The 21,619-nt window shown below is 68.6% G+C and carries 17 protein-coding genes; 6 read left to right on the top strand and 11 right to left on the bottom strand.

Translation table 11 applies throughout. The features are described 5' to 3' along the window. The first annotated feature begins 65 nt into the window (after positions 1 to 65). Complete coding sequence (locus OHB12_RS21650; RefSeq protein WP_327110401.1) at positions 66 to 455, top strand: phage holin family protein; 390 nt, start codon at positions 66 to 68, stop codon at positions 453 to 455. A 35-nt stretch (positions 456 to 490) separates the two neighbouring features. Here OHB12_RS21650 and OHB12_RS21645 read toward each other — a convergent pair whose 3' ends face one another. Both OHB12_RS21645 and OHB12_RS21640 read right to left on the bottom strand, forming a co-directional pair. After that, on the bottom strand, positions 491 to 1,360 hold the full coding sequence (locus OHB12_RS21645) for a 1,4-dihydroxy-2-naphthoate polyprenyltransferase (RefSeq protein ID WP_327110400.1): 870 nt from the start codon (positions 1,358 to 1,360) through the stop codon (positions 491 to 493). Between the two features lie 131 nt (positions 1,361 to 1,491). Then, positions 1,492 to 1,626, bottom strand: a complete 135-nt coding sequence (locus OHB12_RS21640; RefSeq protein WP_327110399.1) for a hypothetical protein — start codon at positions 1,624 to 1,626, stop codon at positions 1,492 to 1,494. An 89-nt stretch (positions 1,627 to 1,715) separates the two neighbouring features. On the opposite strand from OHB12_RS21640, the gene OHB12_RS21635 reads away from it, so the two are divergent. Further along, a complete protein-coding gene (locus tag OHB12_RS21635) occupies positions 1,716 to 5,096 on the top strand; it encodes an AfsR/SARP family transcriptional regulator (protein WP_327110398.1) in 3,381 nt (1,126 codons plus the stop codon). A gap of 146 nt (positions 5,097 to 5,242) precedes the next feature. Here the strand turns inward: OHB12_RS21635 and OHB12_RS21630 are convergent, their stop codons facing one another. The 5 genes from OHB12_RS21630 to OHB12_RS21610 all read right to left on the bottom strand — a co-directional run bounded on the left by OHB12_RS21630 (position 5,243) and on the right by OHB12_RS21610 (position 10,919). Continuing rightward, the gene (locus tag OHB12_RS21630) at positions 5,243 to 6,082 is read right to left on the bottom strand and encodes an ABC transporter permease (protein WP_327110397.1); all 840 of its coding nucleotides are present in this window, start codon (positions 6,080 to 6,082) and stop codon (positions 5,243 to 5,245) included. Beyond that, positions 6,079 to 7,074, bottom strand: a complete 996-nt coding sequence (locus tag OHB12_RS21625; protein ID WP_327110396.1) for an ATP-binding cassette domain-containing protein — start codon at positions 7,072 to 7,074, stop codon at positions 6,079 to 6,081. Before OHB12_RS21625 ends, OHB12_RS21630 begins: the two co-directional genes overlap by 4 nt. A 737-nt stretch (positions 7,075 to 7,811) precedes the next feature. Continuing rightward, the gene (gene menE / locus OHB12_RS21620; protein ID WP_327121326.1) at positions 7,812 to 8,945 is read right to left on the bottom strand and encodes an o-succinylbenzoate--CoA ligase; all 1,134 of its coding nucleotides are present in this window, start codon (positions 8,943 to 8,945) and stop codon (positions 7,812 to 7,814) included. A gap of 686 nt (positions 8,946 to 9,631) precedes the next feature. Continuing rightward, positions 9,632 to 10,024 (bottom strand): VOC family protein, encoded by a 393-nt coding sequence (locus OHB12_RS21615; RefSeq protein ID WP_327110395.1) that lies wholly within the window; start codon positions 10,022 to 10,024, stop codon positions 9,632 to 9,634. 1 nt (position 10,025) lies between these two features. Beyond that, positions 10,026 to 10,919: a 1,4-dihydroxy-2-naphthoyl-CoA synthase gene (locus tag OHB12_RS21610; RefSeq protein ID WP_327110394.1), complete on the bottom strand. Its 894-nt coding sequence runs from the start codon at positions 10,917 to 10,919 to the stop codon at positions 10,026 to 10,028. A gap of 364 nt (positions 10,920 to 11,283) precedes the next feature. Here OHB12_RS21610 and OHB12_RS21605 point away from each other — a divergent pair, with 364 nt between their 5' ends. From OHB12_RS21605 to menD, 3 genes are all read left to right on the top strand, one after another. Further along, positions 11,284 to 11,940 (top strand): PaaI family thioesterase, encoded by a 657-nt coding sequence (locus OHB12_RS21605; protein ID WP_327110393.1) that lies wholly within the window; start codon positions 11,284 to 11,286, stop codon positions 11,938 to 11,940. Between the two features lie 74 nt (positions 11,941 to 12,014). Next, positions 12,015 to 12,458 (top strand): DUF6918 family protein, encoded by a 444-nt coding sequence (locus tag OHB12_RS21600; RefSeq protein ID WP_327110392.1) that lies wholly within the window; start codon positions 12,015 to 12,017, stop codon positions 12,456 to 12,458. A 215-nt stretch (positions 12,459 to 12,673) separates the two neighbouring features. Continuing rightward, a complete protein-coding gene (gene menD / locus OHB12_RS21595; protein ID WP_327110391.1) occupies positions 12,674 to 14,317 on the top strand; it encodes a 2-succinyl-5-enolpyruvyl-6-hydroxy-3-cyclohexene-1-carboxylic-acid synthase in 1,644 nt (547 codons plus the stop codon). A 5-nt stretch (positions 14,318 to 14,322) separates the two neighbouring features. On the opposite strand, the gene OHB12_RS21590 is transcribed toward menD, so the two are convergent. Further along, positions 14,323 to 14,553 (bottom strand): hypothetical protein, encoded by a 231-nt coding sequence (locus OHB12_RS21590; protein ID WP_327110390.1) that lies wholly within the window; start codon positions 14,551 to 14,553, stop codon positions 14,323 to 14,325. A 176-nt stretch (positions 14,554 to 14,729) separates the two neighbouring features. Further along, positions 14,730 to 15,365: a TetR/AcrR family transcriptional regulator gene (locus tag OHB12_RS21585; protein ID WP_327110389.1), complete on the bottom strand. Its 636-nt coding sequence runs from the start codon at positions 15,363 to 15,365 to the stop codon at positions 14,730 to 14,732. A gap of 113 nt (positions 15,366 to 15,478) precedes the next feature. On the opposite strand from OHB12_RS21585, the gene OHB12_RS21580 reads away from it, so the two are divergent. Beyond that, positions 15,479 to 16,513, top strand: coding sequence for an aldo/keto reductase (locus OHB12_RS21580; protein WP_327121324.1), 1,035 nt, complete (start codon positions 15,479 to 15,481; stop codon positions 16,511 to 16,513). A 27-nt stretch (positions 16,514 to 16,540) separates the two neighbouring features. Here OHB12_RS21580 and OHB12_RS21575 read toward each other — a convergent pair whose 3' ends face one another. Both OHB12_RS21575 and OHB12_RS21570 read right to left on the bottom strand, forming a co-directional pair. Then, positions 16,541 to 20,710, bottom strand: coding sequence for a bifunctional nitrate reductase/sulfite reductase flavoprotein subunit alpha (locus OHB12_RS21575; protein ID WP_327110388.1), 4,170 nt, complete (start codon positions 20,708 to 20,710; stop codon positions 16,541 to 16,543). A gap of 114 nt (positions 20,711 to 20,824) precedes the next feature. After that, positions 20,825 to 21,535 (bottom strand): demethylmenaquinone methyltransferase, encoded by a 711-nt coding sequence (locus tag OHB12_RS21570; protein ID WP_327110387.1) that lies wholly within the window; start codon positions 21,533 to 21,535, stop codon positions 20,825 to 20,827. Positions 21,536 to 21,619: the final 84 nt, after the last annotated feature.

Here is a 21,619-nt window from a genome sequence, read left to right as displayed (position 1 = left end):
CGTGTGCTGCCACGATATTTGTTTTGCGGCAGCACATGTCCGCCCCGCGGGCCTAGCATTGGCCCATGCAGCTTCTGATTCGGTTGATCATCAACGGCGTGGCAATCTGGCTGGCCGCGGCCTGGGTCGACAAGATCGACATCATCAGCCCCTCCGACCAGGGCACCGGCGCAAAAGTTGTCGTTGTGCTCGTCGTCGCCGCGGTCTTCACGGTGGTGAACGCGTTGGTCAAGCCGATCGTCAAACTGCTGTCGCTGCCATTGGTGATCGTGACGGTCGGCCTGTTCCTGCTCGTGATCAACGCGCTCATGCTGTGGCTGACCGCGGAGATCACCAAGGCATTCAGCGACTACGGCCTGCGGGTAGAGGGCTTCTGGGCCGCGGTACTCGGCGGCATCATCGTCTCGATCGTCAACTGGGTGCTCGGCATCCTGGTCCCGGACGGCGACGACTAGGCGAGGTGTTTGTTGCCCGCGCGCGGGCTCCGCGGCTAACCGAGCCCGACCGCGAGTGCGGTGGCCGCCGACCAGACCAGCAAGGCGAGGCCGGAATCCCGCAGGGCGGGAATCAGTTCGAGTCCGCCCTTGCCGCCGCGCACCGGCGCATTGGCGCGCACGGCCAGCGGCATTGCGACCAGACCGACCAGTGCCCACGGCGTGCGGGCGACGAGGAACAGCGTCGCGATGAACGGCACCGCGAGCAGCGCGAGATGCAGCGTGCGGGTACGCAGATCGCCGAGCTTCACCGCGAGCGTGACCTTTCCGGATTCGGTGTCGGTCGGGATGTCGCGCAGGTTGTTCGCGACGAGCACCGCGCTGGAGAACGCGCCCACCGAGACCGCGAGCAGCGCGCCCACCCAATCGATCTCCTTCGCCTGCACGAACTGGGTGCCGAGCACACCGATCAGGCCGAAGAAGACGAACACCGCGAGCTCGCCGAATCCGCTGTAGCCGTAGGGCTTGCTGCCACCGGTGTAGTACCAGGCGCCGACCAGGCAGGCGGCGCCGATGAGCAGCAGCCACCACGCGCTGGTGACGACGAGGACAAGGCCGAAGACCCCGCCGAGGGCGAGGCTGACAATCGCGGCATTCCGCACCGCGGCGGGCGACGCGAGCTTCTGCCCGACCAGCCGCAGCGGGCCGACCCGGACGTCGTCGGTGCCGCGGATGCCATCGGAGTAGTCGTTGGCGTAGTTCACGCCGATGATCAGTGCCAGCGAAACGAGCAGCGCCAGAATCGCTTTCCACCACACCGCACCGCCGACAGACGCGGCCGCGCCGGTCCCGGCGAGCACAGGAGCGATCGCGTTCGGCAGGGTACGCGGTCGAGCGCCCTCGATCCATTGCGCTGCAGTAGCCATATCCGCAGCCTAATGCGCGCGGGGTGTTCAGTCCGTCTGGGCCGTCGCCGCCTGCTGCAGCCCGGCGAGTCCCTTCTCGAAGTTCCTGCCCACCAGTTTGTCCATCGGTATCAGCTTCCCGACCACGCCCATCAGGCGGACTGCCGCCCGGTCATCCGCCAGGTCACCTCGGTGCCGGCCTCGACCGGATCCAGGGTGAAGGTCACGCGGTTGGTAGATTTCATCGGCTTCAGGAATTCCAGGCGGACCACTTCGAACTCAGCCATGCGGTCAGCGTAAGCGACCGACCGTCCGGAATGGGGGCAAAGAAATCATAGCGGCCCGACCAGTCCAGCTCGCATACGATGACCGCGGGATGTTTCCGGATCAGAGCGGCCTGAACGGCCACAGTCACCCCTTGACGGCGCCCGCAGGCGAATCGGTCGTGGTGGCCCTGCTGGGTGAGATCGCGCTGCGCCGTGACGGCGCGCTGACACCTCTGCCGGGCGCGCGCTCCCGGCTGCTGCTCGCGGCGCTCGCCTTGCGGACGGGCCGCAGCCGCAGCGCACAGGCCCTGATCGATGACGTGTGGGGTGAGCAGCCGCCGAGGGCGCCGATGAATGCGCTACACACCCAGGTCTCCCGGCTCCGCTCTGCTCTGCCCGACGGAACGTTGGAGATCGGGCCGGCGGGTTACCGGTTGAGCATGGGCACCGATCAGGTCGATCTGACCCTGGTCGGCGAGCTCGTGCAGCGGGCGCGCGGCTGCCGGACAGCGGGCGACCCGACCGGGTGCCTGGACGCGGTGTGGCAGGCGCGAGGGCTGTGGCGCGGAGAACCAGGCGCCGACCTGCCCGCTGGTGGCCTCGCCGACGAGCTGCGCACTGCCGCCGCGCACCGGCACGCCGAGTTGGACGCGCTCGAGCTGGCCGCGCGCGAGTCCGTCGGCGACATCGACGGCGCACTGCGCCTGGCCCGCCGACGCAACGCCACCGACCCGTTCGACGAACCCGCACAGCAGACCCTGATGCGCCTGCTCGCCGCGGCGGGCCGCGCCAACGAGGCGCTGGAATCCTTCGCGGCTTTCCGTTCCCGGTTGGCCGAGCACCTCGGTACGGACCCTGGTCCCGCGCTCGTAGCGTTGAACACCGCGATACTGCGCGGCGAGCCGGTCCGCGCCGCCGACCTCGCGCCGCGGTACGCCTCCGGTGGGACGCCGATCTCGGCCGCTGCCGGCGCGCTGTCCGCCGGCGAAAACACCGCCGCCTCGGCACAATTCCAGCAACCCGGCGCGGTCGGGCTGCGTGCCGCGCCCAACATGCTGCTCGGCCGCACGGACGATCTGACCGCGCTCGAAGAACTACTGCGCGATTCCCGCGTGATCACCGTCCTCGGCCCGGGCGGCTCGGGAAAGACCAGGGTCGCCAACGAGATCGGTGCGCGCGTGGCGGCCTCCCGCCCGGTGGTGCTGGTCGAACTGGCCTCGGTGCGTGCGGAGGGCGACGACGCCGGGGTCGAGATCGAGGCCGCGATCGCCGCGGTGCTCGGCCTGAGCGACGTCACCTTCGACTCCGCCACCTTGCGCACCAGGCAGGCGCTCGATGCACGTCAGCGTCTGCGCGACGCGGTATCGGCCCGCTCGATGCTGCTCATTTTGGATAACTGCGAGCACCTGATCGATGCTGTCGCCGTGGTGGTCGCCGATCTGATCGGCATCGCCAACCGGCTGACCGTGCTCACCACCAGCCGCGCGCCGCTGATGATCACCGCCGAGACCGTGTATCCGCTGCCGCCCTTGACGATCGACCCCGCCGGTTCGCCCGCGACCGAGCTGTTCGCGGCGCGCGCCAGGGCGGTGCGCCCCGGCGTCCGGCTGGACCCGGACGTCGTCGCCCAGCTCTGCCACACCCTCGACGGGCTGCCGCTGGCCATCGAGCTAGCCGCCGCACGCGTGCGCGTGATGAGCGTCGAGGAGATCAACGAGCGGCTGTCCGATCGGTTCGCCCTGCTGCGCCACGGCGACCGCAGCTCGCCCGAACGACATCGCACGCTGCACGCCGTGATCGACTGGAGCTGGAACCTGCTCGACACCGCGCAGCAGGTGACACTGCGCCGATTATGCCGATTCCCGGCCGGTTTCACGCTCTCGGCCGCCGAGGCGGTGGCGTGCGGAGCTGCGGTGGACGACGTCGCCGCCGCCGTCGACGGCCTGGTGAATCAGTCGCTGCTCGCGGTGCTGGACGACGAGGCGCTCGGCACCCGCTATCGGATGCTGGAAACCGTGCGGGAGTACGGCGAGGAGCAGCTGACCCGCATCGCGGGGGATGCCGAATCGGTCGACATCGCGATAATGCGGTGGGCAAAGGACTATTCCGACGACGTGGCGCGCCGGTATCTGACCGGCGACCAGATCGAGCTGGCGCTTTCGGTCGCGATGGAGTTGGACAACCTGCTCGCGGCGTTGCGCTGTGCGCTCGAACGGCGGGACGCCGCAACGGCGTACACAGTCTTCCCCGTCATCGCCACGCTATGGGTGATTCGCGGCTCGCACACCGAGGTGGTCAGCTGGGCTGCGCGGGTCATCGACCTGGAGCCGGCCGTATTCGGCCCCGACGCGCCGCGGTCGGATCTCGTGCTCACCACGTACCAGATGATGTTCCTGCATCTCGCCTACACCGGTGGTGGTGCCCGCGCGCTCGCCCAGCTGCGCCTGCGCGTGCGCCGATTGCTGTGCAACCGCACCGATCTCACCGAGAACAACCGGTTCATCGGCCGAGTCGTGCTCGTCCGGCCCGACGGCGCTGGCCTCGGCAGGCTGATCGCCCACGCACTTCGATCGACAGATCAGGAGACAAGGGCCACCGCACTGCTGCTGCGCGCCAACATCAGGGAGAACCTCGGCGACGTACACGGCTCGACCGTAGACGCGACCCGGGCGCTGGAGATCTTCGGGCACAACAACGTCTGGAGCGTGGCCATGGTGTGCAGGCACCTCGGCCAGGTCTGCGGTCAGACCGCGCAGTACGCGGAATCGGTAACGTACTATCGCCGTTCGCTGGACATGCTGGCGCGGCTCGGCGCCTACGAGGACACGGTCGAGACCCGCAGCATGCTGGTGGCGTCGCTGGTCGGTATCGGCGAGCTGGAGCAGGCTGCGCACGAACTCGACCTCGCGCTCGGCACGTCGGATGTCGACAACTCGACCGGCGGGCAGAATCGGCTGCTGGCAACGGTCGTGCAGAGTTCGGCCGAGGTGGCGTTCGCGGAGGGCGATATCGAGGGAGGGCTGTATCGCTACGAACGTGCGCTCGACCTGTACGGCTGGCCGGACAGCGCGCTCGGGCCCGGGCCGGGCGCCTTGATGCTCGCCGCGGCGGCGCTCGACGCGAAGGTGCTCTACGGCGCCGCCGGCTCCGGCGCGACCCTGGCCGCGGATCTGGTCGAACTCACCCTGCCGAGCATGACGCAGTATCAGGACCTGCCGCAGATCGGCGGCGTCGCCTGCGCGGTCGGCTCGTATCTCATCGCCGTCGATCGGTCTGTGGCGCGCGGTCTCGAGCTGCTCGCGTTGGCGCCGAATGTTTTCTGCCGCCAAGACTTTCCTTCGATGCGCTGGGCCGGACACGCGGACGCGGCCGGCGCGGCGCTCGGCGCCGACCGGGTCGCCGAGGCGCGCGACCGGGTCGGCCACCTGCGCCGCAGGGACTCCGCAGACCGCATCATGCGGATACTTCACGAGCTGAACGAGGCCCGCTGAGGCGCTACCGCGGCACACTCGGCTGACATCCGGTGACATTCGGCCGCGACGCCCGTCGAGGGCGCGACCGAGCCGCCGCGCATAACGGACCGACGACGGTACGCCGGGTGACTGGTTCGTCACCCGGCGTGCGCATCGTGTGTGCCTCACGCCCGGCGCATGTACGCCTTGACGGTCAGCGGGGCGAAGATCGCGATGACGACCACGGCGCCGATCAGCGACCAGGCCAGGTCGGTGCCGTAAGCGCCGCCGTTCATCAGCGCACGGCACGCGTTCACCATGTAATACACCGGGTTCGCGTGATTGATCGCCTGCATCCAGCCCGGCATCGTGCCCACCAGCGCGAAGGCGCCGGACATGAAAGTCAGCGGGAACATGATCATCATCGAGATGCCCTGCACACCGGCCGCGCTCTTACCGGTGACGCCGACCAACGCCCAGATCCAGCTGATCGCGAACGAGCAGGCCACGATCACCAGGCCCGCCGCGATCACGCCCACCACGCCGCCGCCCGGACGGTATCCGATGCACAGTCCGACGAGGATGGTCAGCACTGTCGCGATCACGTAGCGCGCCATATCCGCGATCAGCGCCCCGGCCAATGCCGAAATACGGGCGATCGGGAGGGATTTGAACCGGTCGAAGACGCACTTGTCCATGTCCTCGCGCAACTGGGTGCCGGTGACGACCGAGGTGAGTACCACGGTCTGCACCAGGATGCCGGGAATCAGGATCGGCAGGTAGTCCTGCACGCTGCCGCCGATCGCGCCGCCGAAGATGTAGGCGAACAACGCGGTGAACAGGATCGGCTGTACGGTGACGTCGAACAGCTGCTCGGGGTTGTGCTTGATCTTCAGCAGACCGCGGTAGGCCATGGTGAACGAGTTCGCCACCGCCTGCCCGAGCGGAATACGGTTGCTCACGTCGGGAATCGGTGCGGGCGCCGCATGGCGCGCCGTGGTTTCGGTCGCGGTGAGGGTGGTCATGCCGCGCTCCTTTCGGATTCGTCGTCGGTGTTGTCTTCGGCCGGGTGACCGGTGATGGTGAGGAAGACCTCGTCCAGGCTCGGTTTGCTCACGGTGATTTCGTCGACCCCGATCTCCCACTCGCGCAGGCGGATCAGCAGATCGGCGGTGACGCCCGCGTCGGGCAGCGGCGCGGTGAGCCTGCCCGCCTCCGGCGAGATCTGCGCCTCGGTGCCGAGGAAATCGGCGACGATGCGGTGCGCTTCGTCGAGCCGGCCGCGGTCGACCAGGGTCAGGTGCAGCGAGGAACCACCCACCGAGGCCTTGAGCTCGTCGGCGGTGCCGTCGGCGATCACCTTGCCGCGGTCGATCACCGCGATCCGGTCGGCCAGCTGGTCGGCCTCATCCAGGTACTGCGTGGTGAGCAACACCGTGGCGCCCTCGCGGACCAAGCGGCGGATGGTCTCCCACATCTGAGCGCGGGTGCGCGGGTCCAGCCCGGTGGTCGGCTCGTCCAGGAACAGCAACGGCGGGGTCGCGATCAAGCTGGCCGCCAAGTCGAGCCTGCGCCGCATGCCGCCGGAGAAATTCTTCAGCGGCTTGCTCGCCGCCTCGATGAGGTCGAATTCCTCCAGCAGCTCGACCGCCTTACGCCGAGCGTCGATCCGGCTCAGGCCGAGCAGGCGGGCGAAGACGACCAGATTCTCGGTGGCGCTCAGGTCCTCATCGACAGAGGCGTACTGTCCGGTGACGCCGATCAGGGATCGGACGGCGGTCGGTTCCCTGACCACATCGTGGCCGAAGATGCGGCCGCTGCCGCCATCCGGCCGCAACAGGGTCGCGAGCATACGGATCGTCGTGGTCTTGCCAGCGCCGTTCGGTCCGAGCACGCCGTACACGGAGCCCTGTGGCACGGCCAGGCTCACTCCGTCGACGGCGCGCTGTTCCCCGAACACCTTGACCAGGCCGTCCGCCTCGACGGCGAGCGCTGCATTCGGTGCGAAAGAAGTCATGCCTACGACTGTGGCGGCCTCGACTTGCACCGCCCTTGCACGGCTCTGTCTTTGGCCGCGCGGGCGCGGCGGGTTCGCGGCCCCTTGATGGCTCGCGTCCGAGCGGCCGACGCTGGCGACTTCGTCGCGGACGCGTCGGCCGCTCGGACGCGAGCCGGGCCGCGAACAGGGGAATGCTCGGTCTCGCTTCGCTCGGAACCGGGGGTTTGGCCGGTGTGGTTGCGGTAGGAGGCGAGTGTTGGGCTGTGGGGCTGCGGGTTTGCGGCCCGCTTGTGGCTGGCGTCTGGGTGGCCGCTGGGGGGCTTCGTCGCGGACGCGTCGGCCGCTCGGACGCGAGCCGGGCCGCGAACAGGGGAATGCTCGGTCTCGCTTCGCTCGGAACCGGGGGTTTGGCCGGTGTGGTTGCGGTAGGAGGCGAGTGTTGGGCTGTGGGGCTGTGGGGCTGCGGGGCTGCGGCCCGCTTGTGGCTGGCGTCTGGGTGGCCGCTGCGGGGGGCTTCGTCGCGGACGCGTCGGCCGCTCGGACGCGAGCCGGGCCGCGAACAGGGGAATGCTCGGTCTCGCTTCGCTCGGAACCGGGAGTCGAGCTCTTCCGTTACCGAGCGCCGGACCACGAGCTGCGGTCGGGACAGTGGGCTGAGTGCGTCGTGCCCGGCGCCAGGATCGCACGCCGGAACTTGTACTCTGGCCTGAACTCGCGCGTCCGATCAGAAGCGCAGGGCTCGACTCGACCCGGACCTAAGGCGTCGAGCCTGCGAGTAGGTATTCGCGTAGCTTGACGCGGTCGGGCTTGCCCGGCCCCCGCAGCGGGATCTCGTCGAGCAATACCAGTTCGCGTGGCGCGGCGATGGAATCCAGTTCCGCCATCACGTGGTCGCGCAGCTCGGCGAGGCTCGGCGTCGCGCCCGCGGCGGGCACCACCGCGGCGGCGACCCGCTGCCCGAGTCGTTCATCCGGCAGCCCGAGTACCACGACCTCGCTGATCGCCGGGTGGGTGATCAGCACCGCCTCGACCAACTGCGGGAGCACCAGCAAGCCGCCGGTCGTGATCGCCTCGTCGAGCCGTCCGGTGATGCGCAGCACGCCGTCTTCGAGCGTGCCCGCGTCTTCGGTGCGGAACCAGCCGGGTTCGGCGAAGGCGGGATGATCGGGCTGGTTGCGGTAGCCCGAGGCGATCATCGCACCGCCGAGAACCACCCGCCCGTCCTCGATGCGCACCTTCGTGCCGTTCAACGGGACGCCGTCGTACACGCAGCCGCCGCAGGTCTCGCTCATGCCGTAGGTGCGAACCACGGTGATACCGGCGTCCCTCGCGCGCTCGTAGACCGGAAGCGGGGTTGCCGCGCCACCGACGAGCACGCCGTCGAGCTGGGCAAGCGCCGCGGCCGCGTCCGGCGCGTCCAAAACCTTGATCAACTGCGTCGGGACCAGCGCCGTGTACCGGCGTTCACCGCACATGCCGGAGATGGCGCCCGCCAGCGCCTCGGGCAGGAATCCGCCGGACACATCGAGCACCGTGGGTTCCGTGCCTGCCAGAATGCTGCGCAACAGCACCTGGATGCCCGCGATGTGGTGGGTCGGCAGGGCGAGCAGCCAGCTGCCGGGACCGCCGAGGCGGTCGTGCGTCGCGGTGCCGCTGGCACGCAGCGCGGACGCGCTCAGCATCGCGCCTTTCGGCACGCCCGTGGTACCGGACGTGGTTACCACGAGGGCCACCTCGTCGTCGATCGGCTCGGCCGGCGACAGCGCATCGCTCAGACGGCGTGCCTCGCGGCGGTCGGTGGTGGGAATCGGTAACCACGCGGACCCGCTGCCCTCCAGCGCCTCCCGCAGATGCGGCATGACGTCGCGGACGCCGGATCCGGTGGGCATCGGCAGGGTTCGCAGTGTCCTGCTCACGACTTCGCCTCGCAGGTGCTCGGCTCCGTCATGCGCGACTGCCCGCTGCGCCGATGGTTCGCTCGCTGACGCTCGCTCATGACTACACCTCGCTGACGCTCGGCTCCGTCATGACCGAGCGATGCTCGGCTGCGCCGATGGTTCGCTCGCTGACGCTCGCTCATGACTACACCTCGCTGACGCTCGGCTCCGTCATGACCGAGCGATGCTCGGCTGCGCCGATGGTTCGCTCGCTGACGCTCGCTCATGACTACACCTCGCTGACGCTCGGCTCCGTCATGACCGAGCGATGCTCGGCATGTGCCCATGCTGTGCTCGCTCACAACTCGCCTCGCCGTTCGCCCGGCTCCGCCGTGCCCGGAGGCGCTGTGGTCATGGCTCGCTCGCTGCGCTCCCTCACGGTAGGGATCGTGTCATGCCCGCGTCGCCGCATGCGGAACGGGTGGGTTTGCCGGGGTGGCGCGTGACAATCGCGGCCATCCGGACGGATCGGGACTTCGGTTCGCCAGGCATCGAGACTGCGATTCACTCGTCGGACGGAACGCGGACACAGCCCACTCGGACGTCGGCGGTCGGGTGGCCATCGAGCGTTATGGTCCTCGCGGGCTGCCGCATTGGCAACTCGGCGGTGCGCGCCGAGTTATCGAGTAGAACCGTTCTCACTCCGCGGACCAGCGCGAATCCCGTCGAATCGGATGCGAGGGCGGGACCTCGACGAAGACGATCGGCACCCCGTCCGGATCGCGTACCCACATCTCGATCAGACCCCACGCCTCCTGCACCGGCGGCCGGTCGATCACGATCCCCTTCAGCGCGAGTTCCGCGGCGGCGTCGGACACATCGCGGACCTGGAGCCAGATGGCGCCGTGGAACGACGAGGATTCTCCCGATCCGGCGTGGGCGGCTACCTCGATCAGCGACTGGCCCGCGAAGAAGACTGTGCCGCCGGGGTATTCCCGCGCGATGGCCAGCTCCAGCCCGTCGCGGTAGAACGCGAGAGTCGACGCGTAGTCGGCGGGCCGCAAGATGATCCGGCTGCTCAGGACGTCCATGTCAGAAACGCCATGGGTAAGGGGTCCAGTCCGGTGCGCGCTTCTCCAGGAACGCGTCGCGGCCCTCGACGGCCTCGTCGGTCATGTAGGCCATCCTGGTCGCTTCGCCGGCGAACAGCTGCTGGCCGACCAGCCCGTCGTCGAGCAGGTTGAACGCGTACTTCAGCATCCGTTGCGCCTGCGGGGATTTGCCGTTGATGTCGGCGGTCCATTCCAGCGCGACATCTTCCAGTTCGGCATGGTCGACCACCTTGTTGACCGCGCCCATCTGGTGCATCTCGTCCGCTGTGTACGGGCGGCCGAGGAAGAAGATCTCGCGCGCGAACTTCTGGCCGACCATCTTGGCCAGGTACGCGCTGCCGTAGCCGCCGTCGAAGCTGCCGACGTCGGCGTCGGTCTGCTTGAAGCGGGCGTGCTCGCGGCTGGCCAGGGTGAGGTCGCACACGACATGCAGGCTGTGCCCTCCGCCCGCGGCCCAGCCGTTCACCAGCGCGATGACCACCTTCGGCATGAAACGGATCAGCCGCTGCACCTCCAGGATGTGCAACCGGCCTGCGCGGGCCTGGTCGACCGTGTCCGCGGTGTCGCCGCTCGCGTACTGGTAGCCGCTGCGTCCGCGGATACGCTGATCGCCACCTGAGCAGAAGGCCCAGCCGCCGTCCTTCGAGCTGGGGCCGTTGCCGGTGATCAGCACCGCGCCGACGTCCGGGGTCATCCTGGCGTGGTCGAGGGCCCGGTAGAGTTCGTCGACGGTGTGCGGGCGGAACGCATTGCGCACCTCCGGCCGGTCGAACGCGACGCGTACGGTGCCCTGTTCGATGTGCCGGTGGTAGGTGATGTCGGTCAGATTCTCGAACCCTGGAACGGGTCGCCACAGCTTGGGGGTGAACGTCACGCCTGTGATTATCGCGCGGTGTTCGATTTGCAGCGCCTGCGGCGCCGCGAACTGGAATGCTCGGTCTCGCTGCGCTCGGAAACGGGAGTGGGGCCGATGGGGTTGGCGGTGAGTGGCAATCATCGGCTCTTTCGGCAGCACTTCGGGCGTAGGGTGCTCGCGGCTGTGCTCCGCTCCATTGCGGGGCCTGCGGTTCTCCACATTTTGCCGTACCTGCATGTTTTGCCGTACCTGCGACAGCCTCGATTTGACGGTGTAAAACGACGCGTTACCGTGCAGGTATGAGCGAGCGTAGCGAGCGAACAGCAGGTACGGCCGAGCGTCGCTCGGTCATGACGGAGCCGAGCGCTGGCGAGGTGGAGTCATGAGCGAGCGAGTGAAACCGGTTATCGACCGGAGCGCGGTGGACGAGTCCCGCTACGAGCGGCACGGGGGATTTCCCAAGGTCTCCCGCGCGCAGGCCGCGCCGAACTTCGGCCCGTTCGTCGAGGCCATGCGGACGTTGCAGGATCTCGCGGTGTCGGTGGACGCGCCGGACGAGGTGTTCGGCGACGCGCTCGCCAAAGCCCGCGAACTCACCGATCTGCTGGAGCCCTACCGCGCGCCGGAGTTGCAGGGCCCGGCGGGTCGCGTCGTCGAATTGCCCGGGCGCGGCAGCCTTCTGCTGCTGCCGTGGCAGGTCGTCGAGGCAGGACCGGAGGGCATCCGGATGACAGGGGAATTCCGCCGCTTCCATCTGGGCGGCAATGGGGCTGCGCACGGTGGCGTGCTCCCGCTGCTGTTCGACGATCTGCTCGGCATGATCGTGCACTACGCGGGAAGGCCGATCAGCCGCACCGCGTATCTGCACGTGAACTACCGGAAGATCACGCCGCTGGAAACGCCGCTCACCGTTCGCGGGCGCGTCGACCGGATCGAAGGGCGCAAGACTTTCATCACCGCCGAATTGCTCGATGAGCAGGGCGATCTGCTCGCGGACTGCGAAGGTCTGATGGTGCAGTTGCTGCCCTGGCAGCCGTAGCCGGGAGAATGCCGGCGCAGGTGCGTATAGTTTCCCTCGCTCGTTCATCTACACCGATCCGGAGGAACCTGAAAGTGGTTGCAGCACTGTCTGAATCCCTGCTCGACGACGCCAAGCGCCCGGCGTTTCTCGCCGATGCCGTCGAGGTTCTTGATGCCGAGGTCTCGGACAAGGGTGGTGCGTCCGGCCTGGCTGTGAAGGGTGGCTACGCGGCGGTCAAGAAGATCAGCCCGTCCATCGTGCCTGATGCACTGGAGTCGTTGGCGCCCAAACTCGTCGCACAGCTGGACCCGTTCTGGCAGGAATACGCGGCGTCCGGCTCCGGCACGTTCGCCGATCTGCTCGTCGCAAAGTCCGACGAGGTCGCCGAGGCGCTGCTCGCGGTAACCGACGCGCGTGCCGATGCCTCGACCCGTCCCGCGCTGAAGAAGGTCTACTCCTCGATGCGTTCCTCGGCGAAGAAGAACGTCATCGAGGCACTGCCCAGGGTCGGCGACCTGGTCCAGAAGCACGCCTGAGTCTATGGCTCGCATCCGAGCGACCGCTGCTTGCGACTTCGTCGCGAACGCATCGGCCGCTCGGACGCGAGCCAGGCCGCCAACGGGTAATGCTCGGTCTCGCTTCGCTCGGGCCCATGACCGCTATGGGTTTGCGATGGCTGTGGGTGACGACACAATGTGATGGAAAGCCTCCCGGGGGCGACCGCGGCAGGACTGTCTGGGAGGCTGAAGGCGTGAATCCGTCAACAGCACAAGCGCAGGTCGTCGTCGACGAACTCGCGCGTGGGGGCGTACGGGATGTCGTCCTGTGCCCCGGCTCCCGGAACGCTCCGCTGGCCTTCGCTCTGCAGGCCGCCGATGCGGCCGGGCGGTTGCGGCTGCACATGCGGATCGATGAACGGACGGCGGGCTTCCTCGCCGTCGGGCTCGCCATCGCGAGCCGCCTCCCGGTTCCGGTTGTGATGACTTCGGGGACCGCGGTGGCCAATCTCGGGCCCGCCGTACTCGAGGCGAATTACGCCAGGGTCCCGCTGGTGGTGCTCAGCGCCAATCGGCCCTACGAGATGCTCGGCTCCGGCGCCAACCAGACCGTCGAACAGTTCGGGTTGTTCGGCAGCCAGGTCCGCGCGGCCATCGCGCTCGGTCTCGCCGAGGAGGAGGCGGGCGACGCCGACTACGGACCCTACGGACACCAGAACAGCCAGTGGCGCTCGGCCGTCTGCCGCGTGCTTGCGGCGGCCCGCGGCACCCGCTCCGGCAACGCGGGCCCGGTGCACTTCGACATTCCGCTGCGTGAGCCGCTGGTCCCCGACCTCGCGCCGAACGAGTGTGCTCCTACGGGTCGCGCGGGCGGACGTGCCTGGACCGAGACCCAGTACGCGACGCTGGATGTGCCGCTCGAGCTCGACCTCACCCCGGACACCGTCGTGATCTCCGGCCATGGCGCCGGACCGCGGCCGGAACTGGCTAACCTGCCGACCGTTGCCGAGCCCACCGCTCCCATGCACGGCCCGGCGCTGCACCCGCTCGCGCTGCCGTTGCTGAAGCCGCGTCAGGCGATCATCACCGGTCGACCCACCCTGCACCGGCAGGTCTCGAAGGTGCTCGCCGATCCGGACGTCATGGTGTACGCGCTCACCACCGGCCCGCGCTGGCCAGATGTGTCCGGCAACGTGCTCGGCACCGGGACGCGCGCGGTCACCAGCGGCACACCCAGCGCGCGCTGGCTGGAGCACTGCCGCGAACTGGACGCGAAGGCCGACTCGGTGGTGCGCTCCGAACTCGCGCGGCACCCGAAGCCGACGGGACTGCATGTCGCCGCGGTCGTGATGGACGCACTGCGCGACGGCGACCAACTGCTGCTCGGCGCGTCGAACCCGGTGCGTGACGCCGCGCTGGTCTCGCATCCACGGCGGGGCGTCAAGGTGCTGTCGAATCGCGGCGTCGCGGGTATCGATGGCACGGTGTCCACCGCAGTCGGCGCTGCCTTGCACCACGAGGGCCGGACCATCGCGCTGATCGGCGATCTCACCTTCTTGCATGACGCGTCCGGCCTGCTCCTCGGGCCTGGGGAGCCGCGCCCGAGCGAACTGACCATTGTGGTCGCCAATGACGACGGAGGGGGCATCTTCGAGCTGCTCGAGCAGGGCGACCCGCAGTACGCCGGCGTCTTCGAGCGGGTTTTCGGCACCCCGCACGGGATGGATCTTGCCGCGCTGTGCGCCGCGTACCGCATCCCGCACCGCCAGGTCGATCCTGAGCAGCTGGCCGTCGAGTTGTCCGGGGACGCGCACGGAACGCGGGTGCTGGAGGTGGCGACCGAGCGGTCCAGCCTGCGCGAGCTGCACGCCACGGTACGGGCGAAGATCCTTGCCTGACCGGGTCAGTAGCCGAGGTCGTCTTCGACGTCGTCATCCAGAGGGACCGGGATCGCCTGTTCGGCCACGTCCGCAGGGTCGGCGCTCCACTCGTCGCGCTCGGTGACCGCGCGCTCCACGCTGTCGTCCGGTTCGAGTGCATCGTCGGGGTACTCCGGTTCGTCCGGGTACGCCGGAATGGACTGCTCGGCGAGATCGGCCTCCGGGACCGCGTCCGTACTGCGATCGATCATCATGCGCTCCTCTCCGCGTAAGCCTCTCGATCGGGCCATACCCGCTGTGGCGCGCCGCAATCGAGTTGTACCACCAGAGTTCAGCTTCGAGAATGCCCGCGGACTGCCTCTGCCGCAACCATCGGGTTACTCGCCCTCACCGGCCGCAGTGCCTCCTGGACCGCCTGACCGCAACGGGCTCAGCGCCGCGGTTCGCCGACTGCTCTCGTCACAAATGCGCCCGCGGTGACGGCATGCATGGCGGCTTCGGCGGCCATGGTCGCCGCGGCGTCGTCTACGGGGTCGCCGCTGGCGAGCAGGCGGTAGTAGAGCGGGCCGGACACCGCGGACAGCACCGCACGCGGGTCGGTGCCCTCGGGCGCCTCGCCGCGGGCTATGGCCGCCTCGACGCAGGCCGACCACTCGGTGAGCCGCACATCGTAGAAGCGGCGCAGGGCGGTGGCGGCGGACTCGTCCCAGGTGGCGGCGACGATGACGGCCTGGAAGAGCTTGCCCTGGCGTGGGTCGGCCAGAGTCTTCACGACCAGGCGGGCGTTGACGGTGAGATCGCCGAGCAGTGAGCCGGTATCGGCGTGCGGCAAGGACTGCTCGGCCATGTCTACCAGCAGGTCGGTGACCAGGCCGGTCGGTGTGCGCCAGCGACGGTAGACGGTGGTTTTGCCGACCTCGGCCCGCGCTGCGACCTCGTTGAGGTCCAAGTGGGCGAAGCCGCGGTCGGCGAGCAGGTCGCCGGTGACGCGCAGCACCGCCTCGCGGACTCGGGCGGTTCGTCCACCGGGGCGAACCGAGCCAGGTGCGAGTTCGTCGTGCTCCATAACGGAACTCCAGTTTCATTTACTGTGGGACGGGTGTACTGTTCGAGCCATTAACGGAACTATAGACCCCTTAGGAGGACTGTCTCATGAACCTTCGGACGGTAGACGCGCAGATGGAGTACCGGCGGCTCGGCGCCTCAGGTCTGCTCGTCCCGGCCCTGAGCTTCGGCGCGGGGACCTTCGGTGGGCGCGGCGAGTTGTTCAGCGCCTGGGGCGACACTGATGCCGAGCAGGCGCGGCGGCTGGTCGACATCAGCCTCGAAGCGGGCGTCACCATGTTCGACACGGCCGACGTCTACTCCGACGGCGCCTCCGAAGAGGTGCTCGGGGCCGCCGTCAAGGGCAGGCGCGATCGGGTGCTGCTGTCCACCAAGGCCACGCTGCCGACCGGACCGGGCCCGCTGGACGCCGGTTCCGGCCGGGCCAGACTGATCGGCGCGGTGGAGGCCTCGCTGCGCAGGCTCGGCACCGACTACATCGACCTGTTCCAGCTGCACGCGTTCGACGCGGGCACTCCGGTGGAGGAAGTCGTTGCCGTGCTGGACGATCTGGTGCGCTCAGGCAAGATCCGCTACGTCGGCGCCTCCAATTTCGCTGGCTGGCAGCTGATGAAATCCCTAGCCGCCGCCGACCGGAACGGGTTGACCAGGTACGTCGCGCACCAGGTCTACTACTCGCTGGTCGGACGCGACTACGAGTGGGAGCTCATGCCACTCGGGCAGGACCAGGGCGTCGGCGCGGTTGTGTGGAGTCCGCTCGGGTGGGGCAGGCTCACCGGCAGAATCCGCCGCGGGCAACCGCTTCCGGAAGGAAGCCGGCTGCACCAGACCGCCGCGGCCGGTCCACCCGTGGATGACGAAAAGCTCTACGACGTGGTCGACGTGCTCGACGAGCTCGCCGCCGAGACGGGCAAGACCGTTCCGCAGATCGCCCTCAACTGGCTATTGCGCCGCCCGACCGTCTCGACCGTCATCGTCGGCGCCCGCAACGAGGAACAGCTGCGCCAGAACCTCGGCGCCGTCGGCTGGGAACTCGACGCCGACCAGATCGCTCGCCTGGACAGCGCAGGCGCCACCACTCCGCCCTACCCCTACTACCCGTACTACCGCCTCCCCGGCTTCACCCGCCTGAACCCGCCCGCGGTGTAGGCCTCCTGGTTCGTACGCGCGCAGAACTCAGTAGACGTCGCGAACGTAGCGCTTTTCGGCGACCAGCTGCTTTCTGAAGGCGAGAGCGCTGTCCTCATCGAGTTTGCCGTGGATGCGGGCGATCCTCAGCAGGGCTCCGTCGACGTCCTCGGCCATGCGGCCGGCGTCGCCGCAGACGTAGAAGTGGGCGCCGTCGCGCAGCCAGGACCACAGTTCGGCGCCGTGTTCGATCATGCGGTGCTGCACGTAGATCCGCTCCCGCTGGTCGCGGGAGAAGGCGAGGTCGAGCCGGGTCAGGAAGCCGGAGCGGAACATGTCCTCCAGCTCGGCGCGGTAATAGAAGTTCTGTGCCGCGTGCTGATCGCCGAAGAACAGCCAGTTGCGCCCGGTGCAGCCCAGCGCCATGCGCTCCTGAAGGAAGCCGCGGAACGGCGCGATGCCGGTGCCGGGGCCCACCATGATCATCGGCGCTGTCGGGTCGGCGGGCGGACGGAAGTGCGGCGCTCGTTGCAGGAAGATCGGCACTGCCGCGTCCACGAGTTCGGCGCCCGCCCGATCGGCGAGGAACGTCGAGCACACCCCGCCGCGCCGGGCCGCTGAACCGGTAGCCGCCGGATCTCCGTAGCGCACAATGCCGACAGTCAGCTGCACCTCGTCCGGGCTGACCAGCGGGCTCGACGAGATCGAATACTGGCGCGGTTGCAGCTTCTTCAGCGTGCCGAGCCACTCCACCAGGTCCGCCCGCACCGGGAAATCACGCAGCACGTCCACGGCTTGGCGGTCCCACAGGTAGTTCTCCAGCTCGTTCCGGTTGTCTCTGCGCAGCAGTTTGGCGAGCTGGTTGCTGTGGTTGCGGTCGGCGAGGAACCCGAGCAGATCCTGGCTCACCTTGGTGATGTCGTAGTGTGTGCGCAGCGCCTCGGCGAGCGGCAGTTCGCGGTCGTCGACGTCGATGACGCGGCTGCCGTCCAGCCCGGTGGCCGAGAGCCATTCCGCGACGAGCGACGAACAATTCACCGGCCGGACGCCAAGCGAATCACCCACCTCGTATCCGGCGTCGAGCCCGTTCACATCGAACCCGAACTGTCGCACTTCTTTCGATGAACCGCTCCCGGACAGCAGGTGATTGCGCACCAGCGGCGCGCGTAATGGAGCAGCGCGGGTGAACGGCGCGGGCTCGGTGCGGGTGCGGCCGAGTACCGGGGCGGCGGTCGGCAACTCCATGGTGGCTACCCCGCCGGCGCGACCCGTCGTGCGCCCGGTCCGCGCCTGCGGATCGGTGGGGGAGCTGGGTGGCCCGCCGCCGAACGCAGCGAGCACGTCATCGAGCCAGTTCGCCGCCGCGTCCTCGTAGTCGGGTTCGCTGTCGACGCGTGCAAGCAGCCGTGTCGCACCGAGTTCGGCGAACTTCTCGTCGAGTTTGCGGCCGTACCCGCAGAAGTCGCGGTAGGAGGAGTCGCCGAGGGCGAACACCGCATACCGCACGTCGGTCAGCCGAATCGCGCTCTCGGTCAGCCGATCCCAGAAATAGGTGCCGTTGTCCGGCGGACCGCCGTCGCCGAAGGTGCTGCTGATCACCAGCACGTCGCCGCTCACCGCGCTCGGTTCGCAAGAGTCCAGGTCGAGCAGCCGCGGTCGGAAACCGTCCTCGGCCAGGCGTGCAGCGGCGTGCGCGGCGAATTCTTCCGCGGTGCCGGTCTGTGACGCCCACAGTACGGTGATCGCGCTGCCGTCCGGGTCGCTCGTCTGGTGCGCCGAGCCTGCCGCGCCGCGCGAGTACATTCCGGCCAGCAATCCGTCGATCCAGAGCCTGCTGTGCGCCGACATCGGGGCTGACTCCGGAAGGACCGGCTGACCGCTTACCGGAATTGATTGCAGCGCAGCGAGATACCCGCTCAGGTAGATGCGTTCGGTTTCGCTGAGCGTGGGCGGGGTGGCGCTGTCGAGGCCGAGCACGGCCGCCAGCGGGTGCGCCGATGCTGACCCGGGCAGCGCGGCCGGAGCCTGCGGCACGGTCGCGACCAGCCGCAGGGCCACCGCACACGCCTTGAACTCCGGCTGTAGCGACACCGGGTCGACCGCGTCGTTGGTGACCGCGTTGATGGTCAGGTATTCGCCGTGCTCGTCGTTCCAATGGAACGGAACGAAGCAATCGCCCTGCCGAACCCGGTCGCTGACCTGCACCGGCAGGACGGCTCTTCCTCGGCGCGAGGCGATCTCGAGCTGGTCGCCCGCGCGCAGACCGAGTCGCTCGGCGTCGGCGGGGTGCACCTCGACGAACGGCGTGCCGGTCAGCTTGGTCAGCTTGTCGATCTTGCCGGTCTTGGTCATCGTGTGCCACTGGTGTTGCAGTCGGCCGGTGTTGAGCAGGAACGGGTAGTCGTCGTCCGGCATCTCCTCCGGCAACATGTGCGGGCGCGGCCAGAACACCGCGCGGCGGCTGGGCGTGGCGAAGGCAAGCCGGGGCCGATGCCCGTTCTCGTCGACGAAAAGATCCTGGCTGACACCGTCGTTCAGGTATCGGATCGGGTTTCGCCTACGTTCCGGCTCCGCGCAGGGCCACTGCATCGGCCCATCGCGCAGCGCCGCGTAGCTCACGCCGCGCAGGTCGTAGCCGGTGGCCGGGTTGGCGAACTGGCTGATCTCCGCGAAAACATCGGCACCGGAGGCGAAGTCGAAGCCGGGGAAGCCCATGGCGGTGGCAACGTCGGCGATGAGCCGCCAATCGGGCCGGGCGTCGCCGGTCGGTGGGACCGACTGCTGCAGCAGGGTGAGGTTGCGTTCCGAATTCACCATCACGGAATCGGCTTCTGCCCACAGTGTGGCGGGCAGCAGCAGGTCGGCGTAGGCGTTGGTCGCGGTCTCGGTGTAGGCGTCCTGGGCGATCACTAGCTCGGCGGCTTCCAATCCCGCGATCACCGTCTTCCGATTCGACACGGTGGCGACGGGGTTGGTGCAGATGATCCACGCTGCCCGGATCTTCCCCTCGGCCAGCCCGCGGAACATCTCGATCGTGCCAGGTCCGGCCTCGGTGCGCAGCGCGCCGGGTTCGAGGCCCCACACGGTCTCCACGAACGAGCGGTCGGCGGGAGAGACCACGCTGCGCTGGCCGGGTAGTCCCGGCCCCATGTAGCCCATTTCGCGTCCGCCCATGGCGTTCGGCTGACCGGTGAGCGAGAACGGACCGCTGCCAGGACGGCAGACGGCGCCGGTGGCCAGGTGAAGGTTGCACAGCGCGTTGGTGTTCCAGGTGCCGTGCGTGGACTGGTTGAGCCCCATCGTCCAGAGTGACATCCATTCGCCCGCCTCGCCGATCCACCGCGCGGCGGTACGGATGTCGGCTTCGGCGAGTCCGGTGATCTCGGCGACCCGCTGCGGCGGATAGTCGGCGAGGAACTCCGGCATCGCGTCCCAGCCTTCGGTCTGCTCGGCGATGAACTCCACATCAATGTCGCCGTTGTCGACCAGCAGATGCAGCAGTCCGTTCAGCAGCGCGAGATCCGTGCCCGGCGCGATCTGCAGGAAGAGGTCGGCCCGCACGGCGGTGTCGGTGCGGCGTGGGTCGACCACGATCAGCTTCGCACCCGCCTCGAGCCGCTCGGCCATGCGCAGGAACAGGATCGGATGACAGTCGGCCATGTTCGCGCCGATCACGAAGAACAGGTTGGCGTGCTCGAAGTCGTCATAGGAGCCGGGCGGCCCGTCCGCGCCGAGCGATTGCTTGTACCCGGTCCCCGCGCTGGCCATACACAGCCGCGAGTTCGCCTCGATGTGCACGGTGCGCAGGTAGCCCTTGGCGAGTTTGGTGGCGAGGTACTGCGCCTCGAGCGACATCTGCCCCGAGACATACAGCGCGATGGCGTCCGGACCGTGCTCGTCCAGGATGGCCCGCAGCCGGGTCGCCGCCTCGTGCACGGCCTCGTCGACCGGGAACGGCACCGGGACCTGGCCGCGCTCGGAACGTCGGTAGGCGGTCTCCATGCGTCCGGTGGTGCGCATCAACTCGGCGTGCGTCGCCCCCTTGGTGCACAGCCTTCCCGCGTTGGCCGGGTGCAGTTTGTCCCCGCTGACCTTGGCGATCACCGGATTGCCCGCGTCGCCGGGCGCGGTCCGCACCGTGATTCCGCAGCCGACGCCGCAGTACGAGCACGCCGTTCGGGCGGTGCCGCCGCTGCGGCTCGTCACTGCGTCAGACATGCCTCCGATCATGCTGACCGCCGATTGCGCCGGATTTACCCCGCGTTATCGGCAGGTGACATTCCTCCTCACCGCGAAACAACGCGCTGGTGAGGTGTGATCGAGGTCTCCGGCTCAGCCGAGTTTGTAGGCCCGGTGCATGGCAACGACGCCGCCGGTGAGGTTACGCCATTTCACCGACGACCAGCCAGTGGCGGCGATCCGCATCGCGAGCTGGCGCTGATTCGGCCATGCCCGGATGGATTCGGCGAGGTAGACGTACGCGTCGGGATTGCTGCTGACGGTGCGCGCCACCTTGGGCAGCGTCTTCATCAGGTACTCCATGTACACCGTGCGGAACATCGGGGCCACCGGTGTGGAGAACTCGCACACCACCAGCCGGCCGCCTGGCTTGGTCACCCGCAGCATCTCGCGCAGCGCGAGATCGCTGTCGACGATGTTGCGCAGCCCGAACGAGATGGTCACCGCGTCGAACGAATCGTCGGCGAACGGCAGCGCCGTCGCATCGGCCGCCACCATCGGCACCCGGCGGAACCGGCCGGCTGTGAGCATGCCCTGTGAGAAGTCGGCGGCGAGGCACCACGCGCCGGATTTCCGCAGCTCCAGCGTGGACACACCGGTCCCGGCCGCGAGATCGAGCAGCCGCTCGCCCGGCCGTGGCGCGAGTGCCTTGCGGGTCGCCCAGCGCCAGTAGCGATCCTGACCCGCGGAGATCACCGTGTTGGTCAGGTCGTACCGCCGCGCGACACCGTCGAACATCGACGCGACCTCATGCGGCTGCTTGTCGAGCGAGGCCCGATTCGATTGCGTTTTCGCCACGCCCATGACACTAACTTGCCCTCAGAGACGCACCCAGCCTGGCATGACGAGTGATCAATCACGTCGCGCGCCTGTGGTGACAAGTGCTGT

Source organism: Nocardia sp. NBC_01730 (assembly GCF_035920445.1).
Lineage (GTDB): Bacteria > Actinomycetota > Actinomycetes > Mycobacteriales > Mycobacteriaceae > Nocardia.
The sequence above is the reverse complement of the archived record's forward strand: the minus strand, read 5'-3'. Positions and strand labels throughout refer to the sequence as shown.

Excerpts from the sequence above, each read along its gene's own strand:
- OHB12_RS21650 (WP_327110401.1), top strand. The coding sequence starts at position 66 with ATGCAGCTTCTGATTCGGTTGATCATCAACGGCGTGGCAATCTGGCTG.
- OHB12_RS21645 (WP_327110400.1), bottom strand. The coding sequence starts at position 1,360 with ATGGCTACTGCAGCGCAATGGATCGAGGGCGCTCGACCGCGTACCCTG.
- OHB12_RS21640 (WP_327110399.1), bottom strand. The coding sequence starts at position 1,626 with ATGGCTGAGTTCGAAGTGGTCCGCCTGGAATTCCTGAAGCCGATGAAA.
- OHB12_RS21635 (WP_327110398.1), top strand. The coding sequence starts at position 1,716 with ATGTTTCCGGATCAGAGCGGCCTGAACGGCCACAGTCACCCCTTGACG.
- OHB12_RS21630 (WP_327110397.1), bottom strand. The coding sequence starts at position 6,082 with ATGACCACCCTCACCGCGACCGAAACCACGGCGCGCCATGCGGCGCCC.
- OHB12_RS21625 (WP_327110396.1), bottom strand. The coding sequence starts at position 7,074 with ATGACTTCTTTCGCACCGAATGCAGCGCTCGCCGTCGAGGCGGACGGC.
- menE (WP_327121326.1), bottom strand. The coding sequence starts at position 8,945 with ATGCCCACCGGATCCGGCGTCCGCGACGTCATGCCGCATCTGCGGGAG.
- OHB12_RS21615 (WP_327110395.1), bottom strand. The coding sequence starts at position 10,024 with ATGGACGTCCTGAGCAGCCGGATCATCTTGCGGCCCGCCGACTACGCG.
- OHB12_RS21605 (WP_327110393.1), top strand. The coding sequence starts at position 11,284 with ATGAGCGAGCGAGTGAAACCGGTTATCGACCGGAGCGCGGTGGACGAG.
- OHB12_RS21590 (WP_327110390.1), bottom strand. The coding sequence starts at position 14,553 with ATGATGATCGATCGCAGTACGGACGCGGTCCCGGAGGCCGATCTCGCC.
- OHB12_RS21585 (WP_327110389.1), bottom strand. The coding sequence starts at position 15,365 with ATGGAGCACGACGAACTCGCACCTGGCTCGGTTCGCCCCGGTGGACGA.
- OHB12_RS21580 (WP_327121324.1), top strand. The coding sequence starts at position 15,479 with ATGGAGTACCGGCGGCTCGGCGCCTCAGGTCTGCTCGTCCCGGCCCTG.
- OHB12_RS21575 (WP_327110388.1), bottom strand. The coding sequence starts at position 20,710 with ATGTCTGACGCAGTGACGAGCCGCAGCGGCGGCACCGCCCGAACGGCG.
- OHB12_RS21570 (WP_327110387.1), bottom strand. The coding sequence starts at position 21,535 with ATGGGCGTGGCGAAAACGCAATCGAATCGGGCCTCGCTCGACAAGCAG.